Origin of the sequence: Bradyrhizobium sp. BLXBL-03 (genome assembly GCF_051853015.1) — a bacterium.
GTDB lineage: Bacteria > Pseudomonadota > Alphaproteobacteria > Rhizobiales > Xanthobacteraceae > Bradyrhizobium > Bradyrhizobium manausense.
This window is the reverse complement of record NZ_CP182470.1, coordinates 2715990-2731781: the sequence shown is the minus strand read 5'-3', so window position 1 is coordinate 2731781 and position 15792 is coordinate 2715990. Positions and strand designations below refer to the sequence as shown.

17 protein-coding genes and 1 pseudogene are annotated in these 15792 nt (G+C 61.6%); 3 read left to right on the top strand and 15 right to left on the bottom strand.

Annotated elements, in window-relative coordinates; translation table 11 throughout:
- Positions 1 to 2: 2 nt before the first annotated feature.
- From ACNJX9_RS12940 to ACNJX9_RS12930, 3 genes are all read right to left on the bottom strand, one after another.
- Entirely contained in the window at positions 3 to 908 is a 906-nt protein-coding gene (locus tag ACNJX9_RS12940; RefSeq protein ID WP_439409120.1) for an ABC transporter permease, read from the bottom strand.
- Positions 905 to 1783 (bottom strand): ABC transporter permease, encoded by an 879-nt coding sequence (locus tag ACNJX9_RS12935; protein ID WP_439409119.1) that lies wholly within the window; start codon positions 1781 to 1783, stop codon positions 905 to 907. Before ACNJX9_RS12935 ends, ACNJX9_RS12940 begins: the two co-directional genes overlap by 4 nt.
- Before the next feature lie 75 nt (positions 1784 to 1858).
- Positions 1859 to 3232: an ABC transporter substrate-binding protein gene (locus ACNJX9_RS12930; protein WP_057751162.1), complete on the bottom strand. Its 1374-nt coding sequence runs from the start codon at positions 3230 to 3232 to the stop codon at positions 1859 to 1861.
- Between the two features lie 234 nt (positions 3233 to 3466).
- Here ACNJX9_RS12930 and ACNJX9_RS12925 point away from each other — a divergent pair.
- Positions 3467 to 3544 (top strand): annotated as a pseudogene (locus ACNJX9_RS12925) (YciI family protein); the annotation flags it as partial.
- Positions 3545 to 3607: 63 nt separating this feature from the next.
- On the opposite strand, the gene ACNJX9_RS12920 reads toward ACNJX9_RS12925, so the two are convergent.
- Genes ACNJX9_RS12920 through ACNJX9_RS12900 form a run of 5 tightly spaced genes read right to left on the bottom strand, consistent with a single transcriptional unit; the run spans position 3608 to position 8412 of the window.
- Positions 3608 to 4933, bottom strand: coding sequence for an MFS transporter (locus ACNJX9_RS12920; RefSeq protein WP_439409118.1), 1326 nt, complete (start codon positions 4931 to 4933; stop codon positions 3608 to 3610).
- Between the two features lie 34 nt (positions 4934 to 4967).
- Positions 4968 to 5846, bottom strand: coding sequence for an alpha/beta fold hydrolase (locus ACNJX9_RS12915; protein ID WP_439409117.1), 879 nt, complete (start codon positions 5844 to 5846; stop codon positions 4968 to 4970).
- Positions 5847 to 5849: 3 nt separating this feature from the next.
- Entirely contained in the window at positions 5850 to 6950 is a 1101-nt protein-coding gene (locus ACNJX9_RS12910; RefSeq protein WP_439409116.1) for a flavin reductase, read from the bottom strand.
- A 35-nt stretch (positions 6951 to 6985) separates the two neighbouring features.
- Entirely contained in the window at positions 6986 to 8011 is a 1026-nt protein-coding gene (locus ACNJX9_RS12905; protein WP_439409115.1) for an LLM class flavin-dependent oxidoreductase, read from the bottom strand.
- Between the two features lie 38 nt (positions 8012 to 8049).
- Positions 8050 to 8412 (bottom strand): VOC family protein, encoded by a 363-nt coding sequence (locus ACNJX9_RS12900; RefSeq protein WP_439409114.1) that lies wholly within the window; start codon positions 8410 to 8412, stop codon positions 8050 to 8052.
- Positions 8413 to 8472: 60 nt separating this feature from the next.
- Here ACNJX9_RS12900 and ACNJX9_RS12895 point away from each other — a divergent pair, with 60 nt between their 5' ends.
- Positions 8473 to 8727 (top strand): hypothetical protein, encoded by a 255-nt coding sequence (locus ACNJX9_RS12895; protein ID WP_439409113.1) that lies wholly within the window; start codon positions 8473 to 8475, stop codon positions 8725 to 8727.
- 166 nt (positions 8728 to 8893) lie between these two features.
- Positions 8894 to 9661 carry a hypothetical protein gene (locus ACNJX9_RS12890; RefSeq protein WP_439409112.1) on the top strand — a complete coding sequence of 256 codons (768 nt, stop codon included), beginning with the start codon at positions 8894 to 8896 and terminating at the stop codon, positions 9659 to 9661.
- A 37-nt stretch (positions 9662 to 9698) separates the two neighbouring features.
- Here ACNJX9_RS12890 and ACNJX9_RS12885 read toward each other — a convergent pair whose 3' ends face one another.
- The 7 genes from ACNJX9_RS12885 to ACNJX9_RS12855 form a co-directional block, all read right to left on the bottom strand.
- Positions 9699 to 10148 carry a tetratricopeptide repeat protein gene (locus ACNJX9_RS12885; RefSeq protein ID WP_439409111.1) on the bottom strand — a complete coding sequence of 150 codons (450 nt, stop codon included), beginning with the start codon at positions 10146 to 10148 and terminating at the stop codon, positions 9699 to 9701.
- A gap of 170 nt (positions 10149 to 10318) precedes the next feature.
- Positions 10319 to 10723: a hypothetical protein gene (locus ACNJX9_RS12880; RefSeq protein WP_220001189.1), complete on the bottom strand. Its 405-nt coding sequence runs from the start codon at positions 10721 to 10723 to the stop codon at positions 10319 to 10321.
- A gap of 12 nt (positions 10724 to 10735) precedes the next feature.
- Complete coding sequence (locus ACNJX9_RS12875) at positions 10736 to 12397, bottom strand: type II and III secretion system protein family protein (RefSeq protein ID WP_439409110.1); 1662 nt, start codon at positions 12395 to 12397, stop codon at positions 10736 to 10738.
- Between the two features lie 423 nt (positions 12398 to 12820).
- Positions 12821 to 13240, bottom strand: a complete 420-nt coding sequence (locus tag ACNJX9_RS12870) for a TadE/TadG family type IV pilus assembly protein (protein WP_220001224.1) — start codon at positions 13238 to 13240, stop codon at positions 12821 to 12823.
- The gene (locus tag ACNJX9_RS12865; RefSeq protein WP_439409109.1) at positions 13237 to 14649 is read right to left on the bottom strand and encodes a pilus assembly protein TadG-related protein; all 1413 of its coding nucleotides are present in this window, start codon (positions 14647 to 14649) and stop codon (positions 13237 to 13239) included. Before ACNJX9_RS12865 ends, ACNJX9_RS12870 begins: the two co-directional genes overlap by 4 nt.
- A gap of 8 nt (positions 14650 to 14657) precedes the next feature.
- Positions 14658 to 15089: a hypothetical protein gene (locus ACNJX9_RS12860; protein ID WP_439409108.1), complete on the bottom strand. Its 432-nt coding sequence runs from the start codon at positions 15087 to 15089 to the stop codon at positions 14658 to 14660.
- A gap of 54 nt (positions 15090 to 15143) precedes the next feature.
- Positions 15144 to 15791, bottom strand: a complete 648-nt coding sequence (locus ACNJX9_RS12855; RefSeq protein ID WP_439409107.1) for a methyltransferase family protein — start codon at positions 15789 to 15791, stop codon at positions 15144 to 15146.
- Position 15792 lies beyond the last annotated feature (1 nt).

Here is a 15792-nt window from a genome sequence, read left to right as displayed (position 1 = left end):
TCCTAACCCTTTGCCCGGCTGCCGCGCTTCTTCTGGATCAGTACGATGGTGCCGAGGCTTGCACCGATGACGATGAAGGAGACGATTGTGGTCACCGTGCCCAGCGCGTAGAGCGAGGGCGAGGTGACGTTCAGCGTCATGCTCCAGATCTCCAGCGGCAGCGTGTTCAGCGAGCCCGCGGTCTGGAGACTGCGTGCGAATTCGTCGTAGGACAGCGTGAAGCCGAACAAGGCCACCGCGACGAGGCCGGGCGCGAGCACCGGGATCATCACCAGCCGGACCGACTGCCAGCGGCTGGCGCCGAGATCATAGGCCGCCTCCTCCCAGACATGGTTGAAGCGCGACATCACCGCGAACATCACCAGCACCCCGAACGGCAGCGTCCAGGACAGTTGCGCGCCGAGCGCCGAGGTGTACCAGCTCGCGTTCAGCCCCAACGCCTGGAACAACAGACCCGTGCCGAGGCCGAGCACGAGGCCGGGCGCCACCAGGCTGCCGATCATCATGTAGAAGACGACGGTGTCGCCGCGGAAGCGCTTGCGGAAGCCGAGACCGGCCAAGAACGACACCACCACAGTGATGATCGTGACGATGACCGCGAGCTTGATCGAGCGGTCGAAAGAGCCCTTGACGTCTCCGGTCCGCACCTGGGTGAAGAGATCGACGAACCAGTGCAGCGATTGTCCCTTCATCGGGAACACGAGCCCGCCGCGGATGTCCTGGAACGACAGGATGTAGATGCAGAACATCGGGCCGTAGAGCGCGAACACGTAGGCCGCGAACAGCGTCGCCAGCACGTAGAAGGTCCAGGGACGGCCGCCCTTGCTCGGCGCGATGGCCTTGGTCGAAGCCGGCGCCATGGTCTTGGAGGTCTCGGTCTTGGGCATGTCGGCAAGAACCGCGCTCATCGCGTGATCTCCTGCCTGATGTCGACGGTGCGCAGGATCAGCGAGACGATCGCAACCAGCACCAATGTCAACAGCACGGCGCTTGCCGCTGCGTTCGGATATTGCAGCACGCCGACGTCTTCATAGAATGCGCTGACCACGGAAGCCGAGCCGCCGCCGGACATCACCTTGACCACGAAGAAGTCGCCCATCACGATCGAGACCACGAAGATGGTGCCGAGTGCGATGCCGCTCTTGGACATCGGCACCACGATCAGGCGCATGATGTCGAGGCGGCTGGCGCCGGCGTCGATCGCCGCCTCGATCAGCTTCTTGTCGATCCGCGCCATGGAATTGAAGATCGGCACGATCATGAAGATCGTGAGCTGATGGACATAGGCAATGACGACAGCGAGGTCGGAGAACAGCAGAATTTCCAGCGGCTGACGGATCACGCCCATGGCGAGCAGCACCTGGTTGATCAGGCCTTCCTTGCCGAGCAGCGGGATCCAGGAAATCATTCGGATGATGTTCGAGGTCCAGAACGGCACGGTGCAGAGCAGGAACAGGCCGATCGCCAGCAACTGGTTGCGGACGTGAAACACCAGGAAATAGGCGACGAAGAAGCCGATGATCAGCGTGAAGATCCAGGTCAGCGCCGTGAACTTGATGGTCGCCAGATACAACTTCAGCGTCAGCGCCGAATGCAGCACCTCGACATAGCTTGCCAGCGTGAAGCCGGGCGTCAGCCCGCCAAACCCATCGGTGGCAAAGAAGCTCGCGGCCAGCACGACCAGGATCGGCGCGACGAAGAACGGCACGAGCACCAGGACCAGCGGCGACACATAAAGCCAGCCGGCGAAATTGGCGCGTGATGGGGTTTGACTGGGCTGCATCTCGACAAACGCCTTCGGTCCTTGCCGCCGGCGCGTCGCCGCGCCGGCTCTCGCTTACGTCAGGGAAAGCAGGTTTCAGGCCACTTTGAAGTCGTTCCAGCGCTTGTTCATGTAAGCCGCCTCGTCCATCAGCGTGTTCCAGCACGAGATGTTCTTGACGCGGTCGAGGAACGAGCCGCCGTCACGCTTGGTGCCGGCCTTCTCCATCGCAACACCGTAGGGATCATTGACGACTTCAGGTGCGGGCTGGCCCTCGTACCAGAACGCCCATTCGGCCGGCGTGAGGAATTTCTTCGCGGTCGACGGCACCGGACTGTAATAGCCGTAGCGTGCGACGAAGCCGCCCTGCCAGCCGGACAGATACCAGTTGAGATATTCGTAGGCGGCGTCGAGCTTCTTGCCGGAAAGGTGCTTCATCAGGCCCATGCCGTTGCACCAGCCGCGATAACCTTCCTTGCCGTTCTTGACGTTCACGGGCGCGTAGACGCAGGGGATTTCCTTGACGCGCACCGCGGCGACTGCCGGCGACCACATCGACTGGATCACCACCTCGCCCGCGGCCATCAGCTGCACCGACTGGTCGAAGGTGGTCCAGGTCGCGCGAAACTGGCCCTGCTTCTTCAACTCGATCAGCTTGTTGCAGGTAAAGTCGATCTCCTCCTTGGTCATGTTGCCCTTGTTGCCGTACTTGATCAGCCCGGCACTCTCGAAGCAGAGCGCGGCGTCCATGATGCCGATCGCGGGCACGTCGAGGATCGCCGCCTTGCCCTTGAATTTAGGATCGATCAGGTCCTTCCACTCGGTCACTTCGTGGCCGACGAGGTCGGGACGATAGCCGATGGAGTCGGCGTTGTAGACCTGCGGCAGGAAGGTCGCCCATTCGGTGACGCCGTCGTTCAAATCGGTCGCATCAGGCTTGGCGATATACATGGCCTCATAGGGCGAGATGCCCTGGCGCGGGATCTTGTGGCCGTCGATCTCGCCCTTGGTGAAGATCGGCAGGATGTTGTCGAATTCCTTGATCTTCTTGACCTCGATGCCCTGGATGACGCCACGCTTGGCGGCGAGCTTGGCCTGCCAGCCCTCGAGGTCGGCGATGTCGACCGTATTAGGCTGGCTTATGAAGCGGTTGATGGCGGCTGAGGTGTCGAGGTTCTGCATCGTCACCTTGAAGCCGAGATCCTTGGCGGCCTGGTCGCCGATCGCCTTCACCACCGAATAGGAGACGCCGACATGGCGCAGCTCGATGTCCTTGATCTCCTGCGCCCAGATGGTCGGGAATCCGCGGATTGCGTCCGACCCCGCGGCTGCGCCCGCAACTGCAGCCGCACCCTTCAACAGCGTGCGCCGGCTCAGCTTTTTCGCAGACTTGACGTTAGCCTTGCCCCCCGTCTTGGCCCCCGTTCCCGCCGGATCGGAAGTGAACGTCCCCTTCGTCTCATCAGACATGGCAACCCTCGCTGGTTACGATGAACGCTTGCACCGATCGCCATTGATCGGCTGCGGATGTGATCCATGCGCGCGAGGCTAGGGGCGGGCATTTGCGAAGTAAAATTGGAAGTAAAAATTCGCGACATAAGCGCCGCTAATGGCTCAACTCTCTGCACGTCATCACGGCACGCGGCCCACGAAGGCAGCAGCGGTCGCGGGTCGTCGATCACTCGCTCGCTTGCCAATTACCGCGCCGATCCGTTCGCCGCGGCGGGCATCTGGGAGAAGGTCATGATCACGGGATTTCTGCAGCGACAGGGCCGAACGTGACACGTCCTTGAGCTGGGCTACGCGATCACCTCCTCGCCGCGTCACGCCTGAACGCGGATTCGCTTAAGCCGTCTCACACGCGAGCGACGAAACCGGATCGCCTGGCCGCAATTGCCAGTACACGACAAGGAGACAGAGCCCGCCGATCGCCGCCAGCGCGCCGCCGACGATCGAGAGAGCCGAGCCGAGAGTGCCCTGGAAGAATTGCGCGGCAACAACGGCGACCAGCGTCGGCGCGATCGCCGTTCCGGTAATACCGACCCAGGCGAAATGGACCGCCGTGATCTTGCCGATCGCAGCTCCAGGCGACAGATGCACGATCGTCGATGTGCCGATGGTGAACAGGCTCGCGGCCAGAAGATTGAAGACAGCGAGCAGCATCCAGACCGCAACGATGGACCCCGCGACCGGAACAAGGACTGCCGGTAGGAAGATCAGCGCCGAGATCCCCACACCCAGGGCCGGGATCGCCGGCAATCCGAACCGGCGATAGACGGCATCGACGAGAAAGCCGGCGATGAACTGGCTGGCTGTGCTGAGAAACAGGACGATGAGACCATAGGTCAGTCCGATCTCGCCGGCCGGAAGCTTCCACACGCGCCCGAGAAAGGCCGGTATCCAGGACGAGTACGCCACCGACAACATGATCGTTGCGGCATTCGCCAGAAACAGCGGGACGAAAACGAGCCAGCGATCGCGAACGGCTTCGAAGGCGTCCCTGAGCGCGATGGGTTGACCCGTTCCGACAGACCGCCTCGCCGGCTCCTTGAACGTGTAGACGAGCAAGGCGACCGGTAGCGCAATCGCGCCGCACATGATCAGCACGAGCTGCCATGAGCGAACGGTGATCCCCAGCAAGGGTAGCACGTAGCTTCCGCTCTCCCCCACGAAGTGAAGAATTGCGCCGCCGCCCAATAGCGCCAACCCGCCGCCGATGCTCGCGCCCATGGCCCAGATCGCGACGGCCCGCCCGCGAAACCGGGGATGGAAGGCGTCTCTGACCAGCGACATGCTCGAAGGTCCGCAGGTGGCTTCACCTGCTCCAACGCCGCAGCGGCCAAGAAAGAGGCCTGCATAGGTGGTGACGGAGCCGCAGAGCATCGTCGAGATGCCCCACACGGTCATGCCCATGGCCAGGACCCGCCGACGCGGGAAACGATCGACCAGCATGCCGACGAACCATCCGCCGACCGCGTAGGTGATGATGAAGGCCGCTCCGATCAGTAAGCTCATCAGCGTGTCTGAAATCTGCAGGTCGCGCTTGATCGGCTGCACCAGGAGCGGCAGTGCTGCGCGATCGATGAACGCAACAGCATTCACGAGACACAGGACGCCAACCAACCACCAATTACCGAGTTGAGGCCGCTCGACTTCTTGTTCGGTTTCCATGCGTTTCCTTCTCCCTGACGTCATTGCGCCCGTTTCACTTCGCTTGAGCGGCCATCTCGCGAACGACCGCGTTGAATTTCGAGGGAGCTTCAAGCTTGAGAATGTGACCGCAATCCTCGAATGGATACGATGTCGCCCGAGGTGCGGCGGCGAGGAGCCGTTCGGCGTGATCCTGCTGCGGCGCGACCTGATCGCGCGTGCCGGAGAGGATGGCGATCGGGCAGCGCACCGCGGAGATGATGTCGGGCGTGTAAACGGTGAACGTTGACCGGATCGCCTGTCGCCAACCCTCGGTCGTCATTGCGTCGCGCAGGCGCTCAACGTGCTGCCGGACCAGTGCCGGTGTGTCCGGTGTCAGCAGCCTGTCCGCGATGGTCGCACGCGGCACCGGGATGTTGACGTCCGCCGTACGAAGCCAGGCGTTGAGCTCGGCGGTACGCGTATCGCCGACGAGATGACCTCTGGCGACGTTGGGTGCCGATAGAACAAGGCTGCCGACCAGCGCGGGATATCGTCTGGCGAAAGCCGTCGCGACAACGCTTCCCCAGGAGCTGCCGACCAGCGCCGCCAGCCGGCGCACGCCGAGCGCACGCAGCAAACCTTCCACTGCGCTCGCGTAGTCGTCGATCTTTGCGTCCTGCCCCGGGATTGGTGAGCTTCCACCGAAGCCGGAGGCGTTCCAGGCGATCACGTGGAAATCGCGTGATAGCCCGGCGAACTGCGCGCGGTATCCTGCCGAACTGGAGCCCAGCCCGTGCAGCATCAGCACCGCAGCATTGCTCGGATTTCCGGCGGCGCGATATTCGATCTGGCCCTGCTGCCCGGAATAGATCGATGACGCGACATCGACCCGGGCGAGCACCGGCAGCTCCTGTCTGAGCAGCTCGGCATCGGCCGGAGACAAATCAGCCATCGCTCAAGCCCCGACCACGAGATCGAGCCGTCTGGCGTGCTCGGCAGAACGCTCAGCTTCGTAGCCAAGCCGGTGCGACAGATCCTTCGCCGCGTCGCGCAGGGCGCGGGCGAATGCGCCGTCGAGCTCGGCGCGGAATCGGCCCGCCTCACCCACCGCGGTCAGCGCCAGCACCGCGCGGCCATCCGCATCAAGCACGGGCGCGCTGAGGGCGTTGATGACCGTCTCGCTGCGATAGAAGGTCTCCAGCCCCTGCCTGGCGAGTCCCTGGCGGCGCACCTCCGCGAGGCGTTCGTGCCAATCGCTCTCCGCCCTCGCCAGGTCCTGACCCGGCAAGGCCGTCTCGGCAATTGCTTCGGGAGGAAGGTACGCAGCGAAGGCCAGACCAGTCGCCGTCGATGTCACCGGGAGGATCAACCCCACGGGAAGCGCTTCGCTCACCGGAGCGGATGCCGGCTCCCAATGGGTGATGGTCGGACCGTGGGCGCCCCAGACGGCGAGCGCCATCGTCTCGTCGAACCGCCTGACCAGACGCTCGATCGCACGCCTGCCGAGCCGCATCGCCGAGAGCTGGACCTGCCTGCGATCGGACGACAGCGTGCTGTCGGCCAGATCATGCGGATCCGCCAGCAGATACCGGCCATTGCCGAAGACGAGCGGCTTCCGCTCGGCTTGGTCGATCGCGACGACCTCACCGACATAGATCGTGTGGTCGCCGCCCGGCACCCGGGACACGACCCGACATTGCAGCCGGGCGCTGCAATCGCGAAGCAGCGGCACGCCGCCGGCGCCGAGATCGACCTCGATGCCGGCGAACTTCGCAGGCGAGGATTTCGCAAACCGCCTCGACAGCTCGATCTGGTCCTCAGCCAGGATATTCACGGCAAAGCGCTCGGCCTCAAAGAAGGCCGGATGGCTGCCGCTTTTCACGGCCTGGCTCCAGAGCACCAGCGGCGGATCGAGCGACACCGAGCTGAACGAATTGGCCGTCACGCCGTGGAATTGGCCGGCGCCATCGACCGTCGTGACAACAGTCACGCCCGTGACGAAGCTTGCGAGCACGCGCCTGAGGTCGCGGCTGTCGAACAAAGGAGCATCGGGCATTTCCACCTCCTCAGCGTTCATCCGTCCTTTTGCGTTTACGCGGCAACTGCTTCGGCCGATTCCACCGCCGGCATGACATGCTCGGCGAAGCGGCGGATCGAGGCCGCGGCCTCGGCGTGCGGCATGGTCCCGAACATGAAGCTTCCGATCACATAGTTCAGCCCACCCGACGCGACCTGGTCGGACAGGATTTGCGTCACCGTCCGGGCCGAGCCGGCAATCGCATGGCCGGATTCGACGAGTTGGTCGAACGCGGGCGGCAGCTTCGCATTCACGGGCTGCGTGCCGTGCTTGCGCCAGAGCTTGATGAAATTCTCGTAGAATGTCGGCCAGGCCTTCCGACCGAGCTCATGGGCCTCACGGTCGGTCTCGCCGACGATGATGTAGCGATTGACGCCGATGAGCGGCGAGCTGTCTTGCAAGCCAGCCGTGGCCATTTCCTCGCGATAGCGATCCGAAATCGCACGCACGCGCGAGACCTGCCCTCCGCAGACCACGTTCACGCCGTTGCGCGCCGGCCAGACCACGGAATCGGGCGAGCCAACCGCGTACCACATCGGCGGACGCGGCCGCTGCAGCGGCTTCATTTCCACCGTATAATCATTCAGGCTCCAGAACTCGCCCGTCGTCGTGACGGACTCCTGCGTAAAGCAGCGCTGGATCGTCTCAAAGGCCTCCGCATACATCTTCGCCGCCTTCGCGGAGTCGATCCCGATTGCGTCGAGCTCGTGCGGTGAGGCGCCGCGCCCGATCCCGAACTCGAACCGGCCGCCGCTCAGATGATCGAGCATGCAGATCTCTTCGTAGAGGCGCGCCGGATTGTAGGTCGGCAGCAGATAGACGAGCGGACATAGCCTCAGCCTCTCGGTGCGCTGCGACAGCGCGGCCATCCACACGCTGGGCGACGGCTTCGTGCTCAGCGGCGTGCCGTGATGCTCGCTCATGTGGAAGCAATGGAAGCCGAGACGATCGTAGAGTTCGGCGAGCTGAAGCCGGTTCTCGTACTGCTCCGCCAGCGGAAGGCCGGAACGGTCATTCTGGTCGAATACGCCGAATTTCATGATTGATCTCCTCGTTGGATTGATGTGCGCAGGCCGAGTCAAGCCGAGGGGCGGGGCCGGACATGAAGCTGAAACCGATTGCCTTCGGGGTCGGCGAAGGTTGCGACGCTGCCGTGCGCGCCCATGTCGCGGCTTGCCAGATGCCGGCCACCGAGCCGCTCGATCCTTGCTGCAACGGACGCAAGGTCGGCCGCGTCGAACACGATCACGCTGCCGCGCGCGTCCTTCGCCGCCTCAGCTGCCGAACTCAGTGCAAACGCAAGCGGCCCGGCCTTGAACTGGCACCATCTGTCGCGATCGCGAAACGACAGCGGCAGCTCCAGCGCCTCGGCGTAGAAGGCCTGCATGCGATCCATGTCGTTGACGACCGTGTAGACGCTGCTGATGGCACCAAGGGGCATCTCCTTTTCCTTCCTTTCCATGTATTCAATACTGTTGAATATATGCGCTATTGTTGTATCATGCTCCCCGTCTTCATTTGTGTCAATCTCGATTCCCTGAGCGGGTCGAAGGAAGCAGATCTGGAGAAGAAGCCGCGCCGAGGCATTCGGTCGGTCGAAATTGTCTTTCGGACTCCCGCGTTATGCAGGCGAGCCAGCAGGCCATGGCCTCGAAGGAAGATCGCGCCGCTGGCGGGCCTGACGACGAGCGCGGCACATCTGATCGAGCGGGAGTGGGACGCGGTGTTCGGCGGCAAGACCGAAAGCCGCGACTAACCGACCCGGCTTCTAGTTGGTGCCCCATCTCTTGAAGCTGCCCTTAGAGCAGTTCACGCGGCGGCTTGGAGCCTTTTCCGTTCCGATTGATCGGATCCTCGGGTACCCTATTCCAGCCGCGTCGGCGGAACTGCTGAAGTCGACGGATGGCTGCATGAGAGCGGAGATGAGCAGGCTCGATAAGCAGATGGATCCCTTCCACCCTGCCGGTCATCTGACGGCGGCGGATCGCGACCCTGAGAACCTAGGTGAGCAAGTCGACGCGGCCTCGTTCGTTGACGCGGCCCGAGAAGAAGCCGCCTCGTGGCCCGCGCATTTTGGGTCGGGCCAGGCGGCGACCGGCGTCACGGGCTCTACCAATTGGATCGACCGAGCAGGTCGCATCTGGCGACGCCATCTCCAGCGCGATCAACTCCCCCGGATGACCGGAGGGGCGATGGGAAACCTGGAGCGGTGGTTGATCGCACTGCTGAGCGTCGGCTTCGTCGTGAGTTGCGTCTGCGCGATCATTGTCTTCATGCAGGTCAACGCGCACAAATTGGAGATCGCAACACTGCAACGTGACATCATCGCGCTCAAGCTCCGCGTAGCCAGGCTCGATCAGATCGCAAGCACCAATGAGATACGCGAAAAGGCAAGCAGTGGAACACCCAAGCCGCCGTTGGAGACCCAACCTGACCAGGCCCCGCTCATCCTGTCACGTGAAGAGATTCAGCTTGTCCGAGACCATATCAAGCCCGCACCTGTTGCTGGCCCCGCGACTGAGACGATAAAGGTCGGCGATCCCGTCGCGGGAGAAACCGTTCCCTTTCCCTCTGCGATCACCGAGAAGGTGCGGAAACTGCTCGGCGCACGATTCTCCGTTCGCAATGGCGTTGTTGTCATCGTCCGCAGCGGCAGCCGTCGAGCTGACGCTGTGATCGGACCAAATTGACGAGAACTGGCCGCGATCGCAGGAGCCGATCGCCCCCTTACGGCTGATTGTTTGGCGGTCTTTCGATGAAGCGCCGGCTGCCGTTGAGAAGCTCGAGATTATTGGCGATGACCGGATTGCCTGGATCGAGCGAATAGGCCTTCTCAAACTTCCGCCGTGCTGCGCTCAGATTGCCGCGCATCATGTAGGAATATCCCTGATCATTCAGGATCTGAACCGTCTCGCCTCCCAGCCGGATCGCCTGGGCATAGGCCTGGTCGGCCAGGTCGAAACGACGCAGCTTGTCGTAGCTCGCCGCGAGCCCAATCCAGGCCGTGACGTCCTTGGGTGATTTCTCGACGGCATCCTTGAAATAGCGCTGCGAGAGTCCGTAACTGCCGCGATTGTAATGCTCCAGGCCCAGCCGCACAGGCTCGTCCGACGGATAGTACTTGACGTCGGTCGGCTCCTGCACGGGGTCCCCGCCCGGCGGGTCGACGGGAGCCACGATGGCGGCTTCCCTCGTTGTGTAGTCGCAACCCGCAAGTCCTGGCGCCAACCAGCAACAGGTCAGCAATACAATGGCACGTCGCATAAACCCTTGTCCCCCGCCCGGTTCAGCGCATTCACTGCACCAAGCGCAAATACCCGTGGCTCAACTCACTTACCAAAAAACCACTACCTGCTCCCTGCCGCTGGCCCGCCGACCGGCACTGAGATTCCCGACGAAGTTCCCGCTCCCAATCCTTCCACGCTGATGTTCTGGGTTGGAGCAGTCCGCACGCCCATCTGTTTCGTCGGATCGCCGTTGTCGGGAAGCTGATCCACAGGCTGTTTCGTGTTGCCATAGCGCGTCACGGCGGCGCCCACACGTCGCGCATCGTATGCGATCCGGCGATCGCCGACGTATCGCGGCCAGGGGTGGATGGTGTGGGTGACGGCATTCACCTGCTTGGCATCGCCGGCGCTCATCGTGATGGTGTCGGATCGCTGAAAATAGCGGTCCACCTCATCATGACCAGCGAGACCGTAACACCCCCCTAGGAGGAAGGGCGCGAACAGAGCCAGATACCTTATGGTCATCTCTCGCTTCCTCTAGTTGAGGGTTTTCACGACCGGCTGATCGACAGCAGCGGCCGGAGCCGCAACGGGCGCCCTGACTTCAGGAGCGATGATGTGCCCGTACGGACCCTTCACTTCGCCACCCGAATTGACGTAGTCATTGTAACGCTTGCGAACTTCCATCTGGCCGTTGAGGAAGAAGTCGACATCGTTCGCCGGCAGGCGGGAATCAAGCGGCGATGCCAATTGCTGACCGGGTGCCGCCGGTGCGACCAGGCGCGGGGTCACGATGATCACCAGATCGGTTTCCTCCTGCTGGTACGACTTGCTGCTGAAGAGGGTTCCAATCACCGGAACCGAGCCGATCCATGGCAATTGCGAAACATCCTGGCGATTACGGGTCTGGAGCAGGCCGGCAATGGCAAAGCTCTGGCCATCGCGTAGCTCGACCGTAGTCCTTGCGTCGCGACGGCTCAGCGCGGGAATGGTGGTGCCGGCAATTTGCACCGCATTCGTGAAATCTAGCTCACTGACGGACGGTTCAACGCGCAGATTGATCACGCCGCGTGACAGGACTGTGGGAACGAAACTAAGCTCAACACCGAACTTCTTGAATTCGATGGTCACGGTCGGCAAAGCGCCGGCAACCGCAGTCGAGGCAATCGGCACCGGAAATTCACCGCCCGCCAGGAATCGCGCTGCGTCGCCTGAAAGGGCGATCAAATTGGGCTCCGCCAACCGGCGAACCAATCCTTTGGTTTCCAGCGCAGAGATCAACAGGTCCACTGAGCCACCATTGCTGGTGCGGATGACGCTGGTCAACAAACTTCCGAACGGTTGAGGAGCTACAACATTCGCGGCGGTGTTTAGCAGCGATCCTGCCGTTGTGAGCAGCGGGAGGCTCCCCGTCGGAGGAGCACCAACAGCACTGCCGCCAGCACCGAGGGGGCCAGTGCTCGTATTAATGCCACCAATCGGGGATCGACCGGCGGCGGTCACGCGACCAAGCCCGGTATTGCCAACGTTGGTGCCATTGGCATTGGCGGCATACAGGTTCATGCCGAGCTCGCGACCGGCGTTGCGGTCTGCCTCGAGAAAGCGCACCTCAAGCATCACCTGCTGCGGTGCCGCGACGCTCATCGCGTTGACGATTGTCCCCCCTTTGCCAACCGTGCTGGTTGCGATCGCCATGGCCCGCTCGGCCGCAACCGCGTCCACCGCGGTGCCGCTAAGCACCACCTGCCCCTCGGAGGCCGACACGCGGATCCCCTGCCCGCCGGTGCTGGTCCGGATGTTCTGCTGTAGATTTCCGGTATCGATCACGACCTCGACGTCGAGAATCCCGATCTGCTTCATCGATGAGTCAAATAGTATGACATTTGTCGTACCAGTCTGCTTGCCCTGGACGTAGATCAGGTGATCGCTGAGCGACTTCACGTCGACGATGTCAGGCGAGCCGGCCACGATGGTCGCGAAGGCCGTGTCGACCTTGAACGTGCGCGACTTGTTGACGACGACCTTGACCCGCTGGACGTCATTCATTTCGCTGACGAAGACGCCGCCGGAGGATCCCCGCCGGTCTGCAGCCGTCGCGCGGTCTGCGGACGCAAAGGAGGCGAGCGCCGCACCAAGACCCATCACGCCGAAGGCGAGAAGCCTCCCTACAGCCCTACCCGAAACGCGATCACCACCCATTCGAGCCCCCACCAGCAATCCGCGGCATCCCCGCAAACCTGCGTGCTCGATGCCCCAGCAATTCTCCTCCGCGCACCACGTCGCAGAGCTTACAGTTTGTCCCACTACAATTCGTTACTACGTGCTTCCAAGATCATCCTCCCTCATATAGCCTCCTTGCAAGAAGAGACCCTGATCGCACAACCTCAAACAGCAAAGAAAACTTTGCAATGTTGCCAGCAAGCATCATTTTCTCTTCTTCCGTTGTCGAATCTTGAGGGCTCGACGCATGGAAGTGCCCTCGCACGCGCCGGCGCGCTGCGACGAATCGCGGGCAAAAACACGTAAGATATACTGCCATATTCAAGCCGAGTTGAGCTGAGCCCGTGCTCGGCATCGTCGCCGGTTCCCTCGGGGTGCCTCATGGGCTGATGCTCGGGAGAGCTAAAAGGGAATTTGCGTGGACGCGCTCGGCGCATTCAATTTTGTGCCCCATATCGGCATCAGCATTTTAAAGGCTGTTTGAGAAGCTGTAATGGTCAGATTGGTGGGGCTGGATCCAGCGGTCATTGTCGGCGTAAGGCCGCCGAAATACAGGAAAGGCGCAATATTCTGCCTCTGTGCGACAGGCAGGTAGGTATTGATATCGATACAGCCGGAGGGTGACGTGTTGTTGGTCACGTCAGGTGTGTAGCACCTGATCATCGTTGCCCGGGCGCCCGCGCTCGCGAGCGTCCGCAAGGATTGCAGGGTGATCGCATAGCGTCCGAGATCGAAGATGGCGAATATCAATGTGAAAAACGCTGTGAAGATGAGGACAAATTCGAACGCCGCGACACCACGATTGTCGAGCTTTCTCATCACAGCACCAAAGCTACAACTTGAGTGTAAGCGACGGGACCACACCCGTCAGTACTCAGGAAGCCGCCACCGCTCATGGTGAGTGTTTTGGCGATCACCTCAGAACACGTCGTGTTTGAACTTTGAGTCCCTCCGTTCCAGGTCACGTCGACATAAGGGAAATATGCCGCCCCACCTAGTGCGACCGTACCCCCGCCATTGATCGTGACAGCATTTTTGGACTTCGTCGGCGCCTGATCATCGATCAGAACGCCGTTGAGATCAGATGAGAAAGTGTTGGTGACGGGAGCAGAGAGCGTAACCGTGCCGCCGCTGATGGAAAGACTAGAATCCCCGAGCAATACGAAGGTTACGCCAAGACCCGTGCCAGCAGGCGGCCACTTTGTGCAGGCGTTGCAGGTGACCGTTCCGCCATTGATCTTTATTGTCGCATTATAAAAGATGTACGTGCCTGGAGCGAAATCTAACCAATCTCCGGTCGTCACCGTCAGGTTTCCGTACGCGCCAGTGGCAGGAGGAGCATTCGGGGACGCTCTATAACAAGTGTTAGTGCCGGCGGGCGGCGCTGGCGAGGTGGGACATGTGATTTTTGTTTCCGGATTGGAACTGCCGGTCCTGCTGTTGAACGCCTCGCTGTTCAGCTTGCTGAGCGGATTGGTTGCGTATGGCATAAAATAGTTGTGCGGCACGCCAGGATTGCTACAGGTGCTTGAAGGGGTACAGCCACTTGCACCGTAAACCGCCCATCCCGACCCCGTGAAAGTTGGTGTGCTGGCAAACTGAACAGTGGTGTCCGACGTCATCCCGCAGCCCGTTCCGTTGTTGCTGAGGTGACCACCAAGCTTGAGTGCGCCTGTGTCAGGCCCAAGTGCCAGTGCACATAGCTTTGTCGGGTTCTGGACCAAGGCAATGGCTTGGGCGGGGATGGTGACCGTTTTGAAACCCAGGACTGCTGCCAAGGAGGCCGGCTGTTGCTGCTTGACTATGGCGCGAACCGCGTTCCCCGTGCCTTTGGGTGGAGTTGTGAACGTGCCCGCATTGGAGTCGCCGACATAATCACCGACATCGATTTGCACGACCCGCGAGATTCCGCTCGGAAGGGTCGCCACACACTTGCTGTCAGGATAGGCCGTGCTGTCCTTTGGATTTGAGTTGCAAAACGCATTCTGCGCCGCGAATTCCCTTGCGCGATAATCCACCGATTGCGTATCGCAGGTCGCACCGGCGATCGTGCATGAAAGTCGCAATGCGCCCGAATAGGCCGCCGCATCCGCGGCGTTCTGTGCGTTCTTGTGAGTGACGTACCACGATCCGGCCTCGGCCCCAAGTGCGACCACTCCGATGAGCGGCACGAGAGCGATGACCGTTGCGAATGCGACCGAGCCTCGCCGTGAATGGAGCAGGTCACGCATGGAAACACCTATTGGAAGCGTTCTGAGTAGCGCAGCGTGTACGTACAAGACGGGCTACACAACACTGCTCGCCACACAATTGGGGTCAAAGTGACGGTTGTCGTGAATGTAAAATATTTCGGAGTAGCGATATTGCTCGACGAGCAGGCAACACGCGCGTCTCCGCATATCACCTGGATGTTGCCGATCGGATAACCGGCAACCGTTGTCTGTAGCCCCGGCCTCCAGCTCACCGTCCCGTCGGAACCCAGCGGATTGTAGTATTGCAAATATTGCCCGAAGCCACGCAGCGCCGACCAGGCCGAGCTAAACTGCAAGCCCGCGATGGCCACCTCGGCGAGCGACATCAGCAGGAACGCCACCAGCACAGGGTAAACGATCAATGTCTCAAGCGCGACGGCACCGCGTTGATCCACGAAGAGAGATTTCCTGTGGCTCATGAGCCTACCTCGACCAATACTCACCGCTCCGGTCATGGACCGGATCAACACCACTCACCAAACGTAAGGGATCACCCGCCAGCGCGAGGCCTCGTAACTCGAATATTCAGGGCAGTTGCGCCGAAGCAGGTCCTCTTCGTAATGAATTCGGCAAATCTGGACGCCGATATGCAGGACGAGCAGGATGGCGGTCAGCAGCGACGGGTTTTTCAGCACCACACCCAACACCGCGATTTCTTCCGCAAGGTAGAGCGGGTGCTTGATCCACCGATACGGACCCGTTTGCACCACGTTACGCGCCTGCGGCACCAAGCTGAATGACCTGCCAAGATGCCTGATGGTGACCAGCATCATGATCATGCCGATCAGTACGCAAGCGGTGGATGCCAGGTTTGGTAGCGCCTGGTCCGTCTTGCCGAAGAGCGCGATCGTCCATGGCATGTAAGTGCCGATGAAAGCCGCCATTCTCGGGAGAAGACCTTCCGCCTGCGCCTTTGCCGGCGGCCGTGTGATGGTCAGCAGCGCCAGCAGTACGTAGAAGACAGCGAGACAGAAACTCGACAGAAGCGACGGCCAAGGATCACCAGCCGACGAGCCAATCTTGATGGCGACGCCAAGAGCCAGCAACATGAACCACATGCCGCCGAACAGCTGCATCGTCCGATCGTAGGAAGAGGCTTTCGACAGGGCAACGGTGCTCATG

Coding starts and splice junctions, on each gene's coding strand:
- ACNJX9_RS12940 (WP_439409120.1), bottom strand. CDS start 908: ATGAGCGCGGTTCTTGCCGACATGCCCAAGACCGAGACCTCCAAGACC.
- ACNJX9_RS12935 (WP_439409119.1), bottom strand. CDS start 1,783: ATGCAGCCCAGTCAAACCCCATCACGCGCCAATTTCGCCGGCTGGCTT.
- ACNJX9_RS12930 (WP_057751162.1), bottom strand. CDS start 3,232: ATGTCTGATGAGACGAAGGGGACGTTCACTTCCGATCCGGCGGGAACG.
- ACNJX9_RS12920 (WP_439409118.1), bottom strand. CDS start 4,933: ATGGAAACCGAACAAGAAGTCGAGCGGCCTCAACTCGGTAATTGGTGG.
- ACNJX9_RS12915 (WP_439409117.1), bottom strand. CDS start 5,846: ATGGCTGATTTGTCTCCGGCCGATGCCGAGCTGCTCAGACAGGAGCTG.
- ACNJX9_RS12910 (WP_439409116.1), bottom strand. CDS start 6,950: ATGCCCGATGCTCCTTTGTTCGACAGCCGCGACCTCAGGCGCGTGCTC.
- ACNJX9_RS12905 (WP_439409115.1), bottom strand. CDS start 8,011: ATGAAATTCGGCGTATTCGACCAGAATGACCGTTCCGGCCTTCCGCTG.
- ACNJX9_RS12900 (WP_439409114.1), bottom strand. CDS start 8,412: ATGCCCCTTGGTGCCATCAGCAGCGTCTACACGGTCGTCAACGACATG.
- ACNJX9_RS12895 (WP_439409113.1), top strand. CDS start 8,473: ATGCTCCCCGTCTTCATTTGTGTCAATCTCGATTCCCTGAGCGGGTCG.
- ACNJX9_RS12890 (WP_439409112.1), top strand. CDS start 8,894: ATGAGCAGGCTCGATAAGCAGATGGATCCCTTCCACCCTGCCGGTCAT.
- ACNJX9_RS12880 (WP_220001189.1), bottom strand. CDS start 10,723: ATGACCATAAGGTATCTGGCTCTGTTCGCGCCCTTCCTCCTAGGGGGG.
- ACNJX9_RS12875 (WP_439409110.1), bottom strand. CDS start 12,397: ATGGGTGGTGATCGCGTTTCGGGTAGGGCTGTAGGGAGGCTTCTCGCC.
- ACNJX9_RS12865 (WP_439409109.1), bottom strand. CDS start 14,649: ATGCGTGACCTGCTCCATTCACGGCGAGGCTCGGTCGCATTCGCAACG.
- ACNJX9_RS12860 (WP_439409108.1), bottom strand. CDS start 15,089: ATGAGCCACAGGAAATCTCTCTTCGTGGATCAACGCGGTGCCGTCGCG.
- ACNJX9_RS12855 (WP_439409107.1), bottom strand. CDS start 15,791: ATGAGCACCGTTGCCCTGTCGAAAGCCTCTTCCTACGATCGGACGATG.